This window comes from Arthrobacter sp. Bi26, from assembly GCF_918697925.1.
In the GTDB taxonomy this organism is placed as follows: domain Bacteria; phylum Actinomycetota; class Actinomycetes; order Actinomycetales; family Micrococcaceae; genus Arthrobacter.
Window position 1 is genome coordinate 1 of sequence record NZ_CAKKMF010000153.1, and the last position, 6268, is coordinate 6268.

The 6268-nt window shown below is 66.4% G+C and carries 5 protein-coding genes; all 5 read left to right on the forward strand.

The window, feature by feature from the left end; genetic code table 11:
• Positions 1-261, forward strand: a 261-nt coding sequence (locus LQV16_RS22545; RefSeq protein ID WP_229996073.1) for an FHA domain-containing protein, incomplete at its 5' end; no start/stop codon positions are given.
• Between the two features lie 2 nt (positions 262-263).
• On the forward strand, positions 264-2039 hold the full coding sequence (locus LQV16_RS22550; RefSeq protein ID WP_229996074.1) for a PP2C family serine/threonine-protein phosphatase: 1776 nt from the start codon (positions 264-266) through the stop codon (positions 2037-2039).
• A complete protein-coding gene (locus tag LQV16_RS22555) occupies positions 2036-3484 on the forward strand; it encodes an FtsW/RodA/SpoVE family cell cycle protein (RefSeq protein WP_229996075.1) in 1449 nt (482 codons plus the stop codon). The genes LQV16_RS22550 and LQV16_RS22555 overlap by 4 nt, the downstream gene beginning before the upstream one ends.
• Positions 3481-4938 carry a penicillin-binding protein 2 gene (locus LQV16_RS22560; RefSeq protein ID WP_229996076.1) on the forward strand — a complete coding sequence of 486 codons (1458 nt, stop codon included), beginning with the start codon at positions 3481-3483 and terminating at the stop codon, positions 4936-4938. The genes LQV16_RS22555 and LQV16_RS22560 overlap by 4 nt, the downstream gene beginning before the upstream one ends.
• Positions 4935-6268 (forward strand): protein kinase (locus LQV16_RS22565; RefSeq protein WP_229996077.1); only part of this gene is annotated, 1334 nt, incomplete at its 3' end. The genes LQV16_RS22560 and LQV16_RS22565, both read left to right, overlap by 4 nt.

The following is a 6268-nucleotide window of genomic DNA, read 5'->3' on the forward strand; positions in this document are numbered from 1 at the left end:
CCACGGAAGGGCACCACCATCCCCCTCGCGGCAAGCCCCATCCTCCTTGGCCGGGCACAGGAGGCCACCCTCGTCCTGGAGGACGACTACGCCTCGGGCCGCCACGCCCGCCTGTTCCCGCAGGGCAGCCGCTGGTTCATCGAGGACCTCGGCTCCACTAATGGCACCTATCTGGCAGACCAGCAGCTGACCCGGGCCCTCCCGGTGGAGCTGGGCGTCCCCGTGAGAATCGGCAAGACGGTCATTGAATTGAGGCCGTAGCCGTGGCTGCCCCGGATCGCCCCGCAGACAGGGCCGAAGGCAAAACAACGGCCCCGAAGCGGCCGCTCATCATGCGCTACGCCGCGCGTTCAGACGTCGGGCGCATACGCGCCAAGAATGACGACTCCGCCTACGTGGGCCGGCACCTCGCCGTCGTTGCCGACGGCATGGGTGGCCATGCCGGCGGCGACGTCGCCTCCGCCGCGACCGTCCTGGACATGATCCACCTGGACCATGATGACTACGACGGCGAGGCCGGCACCGTCCTCGCCGACGAAATCCAGACGGCAAACTCCCTGCTGTCCGAGCTGGTCCACATCAATCCCAAGCTCGCCGGGATGGGCACCACGGTCACAGCCCTGCTCCTGGCCGAAGGCAAGCTCCACTTCGCCCACATTGGCGACTCCCGGGCCTACCGGCTGCGCGACGGCGAGTTCGAACAGGTCAGCATCGACCACACCTTTGTCCAGCGGCTCATCGACGAGGGCCGCCTGCGCCCCGAAGAGGCCGAAACGCATCCACACAAAAACGTCCTCATGCGCGTGCTGGGGGACGTCGATGCCAGCCCGGAGTTGGATCTCGACACCCTGGCTGTCCAGGCCGGGGAACGCTGGTTGCTCTGCTCGGACGGCCTGAACTACGTAGCCGGCCACGTCGTTGAGCGCACGGTTCGGGAGACGAAGGATCTGAACGAATGCGCCGAACTGCTGATTGAACTGACGCTGGAGGCCGGCGCCCCGGACAACGTGACGGTGGTGGTGCTCGACATCGCCGAGCCGACTCGCGACGACGTCCGGACCGCCGCCGTCAACGTCGTACCCGCGTCGGCCGCAGGGACCTCGGCGACCGCCGCGGCAGCCGGACGGCTGACCGGCAGCACGATTGGTGCCACGACGTCCGCCGGTGAGTCCGCGAAGAAGGACCACTCCGGCAACGACGCCGGGGCCGCTGCCCGGGCTGTGGCCGGGGATGCGTCAGGCCCGCGGCCCGCCGACCCTGCCCCTGGAGCCCCGGCCGACGGCACGCCGGCCACTGCCGCGCAGAAGACTGCCGGGAGCAAGGAACCCGAGACCACCACCGACCCGCATCTGGGCGAACACCTCTCGGCCGAAGTCCTGCGTGAAGAACTCTCCATGCGCCCCCACGAACTCGTCGGGGCCGCCGCCGCAGCAGCGGAATCAGGGTCCATTCCGTCTATAGCCGGACGCACCGTGGCCCGGCGCGCGGCCACTGTACTCACGCACAAGTCGGAACAGGACCGCGAGGACACCGAGGACTTCAGGCCCACCGGACGGCCGCGCCGCTGGTTCACGGTGTCCATTGCCGCCGCGATCGTCGCGCTGCTCGCCGTGGGCCTGTGGCTTGGCTACGCCTGGACCCAGACGCGCTACTACATCGGCGAGCACGATCAGCATGTGGCCATCTTCAACGGCGTCTCCCAACGCCTCGGGCCCATCCAGCTTTCCACTCTCGAAGCGGTGACCGATATCAAGATGTCCGACCTTCCCGAATTTTCGCAGCAGCGGGTGCATCAGACCGTGCCCGCCCGCGATCTCTACGACGCGCAGCGGATCGTCAAAAATCTGGAACGCACCGGCACCACCGCCCCGGCCGATGAATGCCTCACCCCGTCCCCCGCAGCGACGGCCGCCGGCGCCACCCCCGGCGCAACGGCCAAGCCAGGCTCCACGGCAACGCCAAATGCCACGGCCTCCCCTGGAACGGCCAAGCCGTCACCATCCGCCACCCCGACTACGAATTGCGAGGGGGCCAAATGACACCCATCGACCCCGTGCCCAGGCCACGACGCAACGTGGAGCTGGTCCTCCTGATCCTTGCCCTCGCCGTCGGGATTGGAGCCCAGGCCCTCGTGGGCGTGGACCGGCAAAAAGCGTTCGATACCGACTTCTGGTTCCAATCCAGCCTCCTGGCAGCCGCCGCCCTCGCCTTTCACGTGGTGTTGCGGATCCGCGCAAAATATGCCGACCCGGTAATACTTCCGCTCGTGGTGGCCCTCAACGGGCTGGGCCTTGCCATGATCCACCGGCTGGACAGGGTGGGCGAGGACACCGGCAACAACCAGCTGCGCTGGACGCTGGTGGCCATGGGGGTCGCGATCGCAGTCATTTGGTTCCTCAAGGACCACCGCATCCTGCGACGCTTCACCTACATTTCGCTGGCCATCAGCGCCGTGCTCCTCATCCTTCCGCTGGTTCCCGGCGTCTCGGCCGGAGAAATCCTGGGCGCGAGCGTCTGGATCAAGATCGGTTCCATGACGTTCCAGCCGGGTGAAATAGCCAAGATCACACTGGCCATCTTCTTCGCTGGATATTTGTCGTCGAACCGGGACCTGATCCTGCTGGCTGGCCGCAAAATCGGCCCGGTGCAGTTCCCGCGGTTCAAGGACATGGGCCCTATGCTCACCGCCTGGCTCGTGAGCATCGGCGTGCTGATCTTCCAGCGCGACCTCGGCTCCTCGATCCTGTTCTTCGGCCTGTTCCTCGTCATGATCTACGTCGCCACGAGCCGCATCAGCTGGGTGATCATCGGCCTCGTGTTGATTATCGTGGGTGGCTTCATCGCAGCCCGCGTGTTCTCACACGTGGCCCTGCGGATTGACGGCTGGGTCAACGCCTTCACCGATGAGGTCTACGGCCGGCAGTTCGGCGGCAGCCTCCAAATTGTCGAGGGCCTGTTCGGCATGGCCAACGGCGGCCTGGTCGGCACCGGCCTCGGCCAGGGCCGACCCAACCTCGTCCCCTTCGCCAACAGCGACATGATCATCGCCTCATTCGGTGAGGAACTCGGGCTGATCGGCGTCTTCGCGATCGTCCTGATGTATCTGCTGCTGTTTACCCGCGGCTTCCGCGCCGCGCTGGGCACCCGCGACGCGTTCGGAAAGCTGCTCGCCACCGGGCTCTCCTTTGCGATCGCGCTGCAGTGCTTTGTGGTGATCGGCGGCGTCACGCGCCTGATCCCGCTGACCGGACTTACGACGCCGTTCCTCGCCGCTGGCGGGTCCTCCCTCCTGGCGAACTGGATCATTGTGGGCTTGCTGCTCATGATTTCCCACTCCGCCCGCGGTCCAGTGGACACGACGCCGCTGCCGCCCGGCCAGGAACCGGGCGTGAGCCGGAAACTGCCCGCAATGCCGTCCAAGCCGGCCCCGGACCACCCCCGAACCAGTCCCGACGCACCCACCGAGGCGGTGAAACAGCTATGAACCAGGCCATCCGCAATTCCTGGCTCGCCGCGATCGCAATGTTCGTGCTGGTCTTCGGTGCGCTCAGCTACGTGCAGGTGGTTGGCGCCGACGAGCTCAAAGCCAACGCCTGGAACAGGCGCGCCATCCTCCAGAACTACTGCAACGACCGCGGCGCGATCATTGTCGGCGGCAGCCCGGTGGCAGAGTCCGTTCCCGCCACCGAGAGCTGCAAGTTCCAGCGGACGTACTCCCAGCCCGAGCTCTACGCCGGCGTCACGGGGTACTTCTCCAAGAACTACGGGCTCACCGGACTGGAGAAGTCCATGAACGATGTGCTGGCCGGCAGCTCGGACCAGCAGTTCCTGGACCGGGTGGGCCAGTTGTTCCTCGGCAACCAGCCCAAGGGGGCGTCCGTGGAACTGACCCTGGACCCCAAGATCCAGAAGCTTGCCTATGACCTGATCCCGGACGGCCAGCGCGGGTCGATCGTGGTCACCAACCCGAAGACCGGCGCGATCCTGGCCATGGTTTCCAAACCGTCCTATGACCCCAACCTGATTGCCACCCAGGACGCGGCCGCCGAACAGGCCAATTACAACGAGCTGAACCAGATCCCCGGGATCAACCTCAACCAAAATGTCAGCGGACCCACGGGCGAGCTGCTGGCACCAGGTTCGGTGTTCAAGCTCATTGACACGGCGGCGGCGCTCAATTCGGGCAAGTACAACAAGGACAGCGTCCTGCCCAACCCGGCGGAAATGCCCTTCCCCGGCATCGACTACACGCTCCCCAACTACGCGGGAGGCAACTGCTATACCCGTAGCACGGCGTCGTTCGCGTTCGCACTGCAGCAGTCCTGCAACACGCCGTTCGCCAGCATCGCGCTGGATTTGAAGCAGCAGGCCATTGCGGACCAGGCGGAGAAGTTCGGCTTCGGACAGGACTTCGGTGACCAGCTAAAGCTGGACAGCGCCCCGAGCTTCTTCCCGACCGAGCCGCTGGACGACGCCGGCCTGGCGCAGTCCTCGATCGGCCAGCGGGACGTCCGGGCAACCCCGCTCCAGATCAACACGATGACAGCCGCGATCGCCAACGACGGGGTGCAGATGCAGCCGAACCTGATCAAGGCCGTGCGCGCCCCTGACCTGCGGGCGATCAACGAACCGAAACCCCAGGCCCTGCGCACCGCCACGACTCCGGAGATCGCACGGCAGATCAACGAGTGGATGGTCAGCGTCGTCGACGACGGCATCGCCAGCCGTGCGGCTGTGCCCGGTGTCCAGGTGGCCGGCAAGACCGGTACCGCCGAACTCGGCAACGGCCTGAACAACTCATGGTTTACCGGGTTTGCCCCGGCAAATGACCCGCAAGTGGCTGTCACCATCGTCATGGAAGGCGTAGACATCACCACAGGCGCAAACCTAACCAGTCCGAACGCGAAGAAGATTTTTGAGGCGGTGTTGAATAAGTGAGGCCTACTTCGGGAATCACCCTCGGCGGCAGATTCCAGCTGACCACGCGCATTGCGATCGGCGGCATGGGAGAAGTCTGGAAAGCCAAAGACCTGATCCTTGGCCGCATTGTCGCCATTAAGGTGCTCAAGGAGGAATACACCGGTGACCCCGGGTTCCTGCAGCGCTTCCGCGCCGAAGCACGCCATACCGCCCTGCTGAACCACGTGGGCATCGCCAACGTCTTCGATTACGGCGAGGAGGAGGGATCGGCCTACCTGGTCATGGAACTGGTTCCGGGCCAGCCGCTGAGCAGCATCATCGAGCACGAACAGGTGCTTTCCCCGGACCGCACCCTTTCGATGATCGCGCAGACAGCGCGTGCCCTGGCTGTTGCCCACGCGCAGGGCCTCGTGCACCGCGACGTCAAGCCGGGGAACCTGCTCATCACCCCGGACGGCCGCGTCAAGGTCACCGACTTCGGCATTGCGCGCCTGGCCGACCAGGTTCCGCTGACCCAGACCGGCCAGGTGATGGGCACGGCCCAGTACCTGGCACCGGAACAGGCCACGGGGCAGACTGCCACCGGGGCCTCGGACATCTACTCCCTTGGCGTGATCGGCTACGAGTGCCTCACGGGCCACCGGCCGTTCTCCGGGGAATCCCAGATCGCCATCGCGCTGGCCCAGGTCAACGACGCGCCGCCGCCGCTGCCTGACACGCTGCCCAGGCCGGTCCGCGCCCTGCTGATGTCCATGCTGGCCAAGGATCCGAAGAACCGCCCGGCGGACGCCATCAAGCTGTCCGAGGCAGCCGAGGCCATCCGCAACGGTGACATCTCCGCCGCACATGCAGCTGTGCCGGGCATGCTGCTTTTCGAGGCAGCCACCGGGCCCATCACGGCGCCCGTCGACGTCCCCACAGCGGCCACCAGCGTCATTGGCTCCAGCGCCGCGGAGGACAAGTCGACGTCCGCAACATCCGCGCTGCCCGTCGTTGGCGCTGCAGGTGCCGGCGCGGCGGCCGGCCTGGCAGCCGGTGCAGCCGCCGCCAGCGGCTACGGCGCCCGCAACGCGCTCAACCGCGCCGATGCCCTCGCGGCCGAGCGGAGCTGGGTGCAGGAAGAGGAAGCGGAAGATTACGACGAACCGGAGGAAGAGCCGAAGCGCCGCGGACGCAGCCCGTGGACCTGGCCGCTTATTGCGCTGATCCTGCTGGTGGTCTTCGCCCTGGTCGGTCTGGTCGTGAGCCAGGCCGGCAATCTGTTTCCCTCGCAGGCGCCGGCCAGCAACAATGTGACCTCCAGTTCTGCGAAGCCGAGCAGCGCCACCCCCTCGGCGTCGTCCGCGTC

Bases quoted from the DNA above. Each gene is read 5' to 3' on its own strand.
- LQV16_RS22555 (WP_229996075.1), top strand. From the start codon at position 2,036: ATGACACCCATCGACCCCGTGCCCAGGCCACGACGCAACGTGGAGCTG.
- LQV16_RS22560 (WP_229996076.1), top strand. From the start codon at position 3,481: ATGAACCAGGCCATCCGCAATTCCTGGCTCGCCGCGATCGCAATGTTC.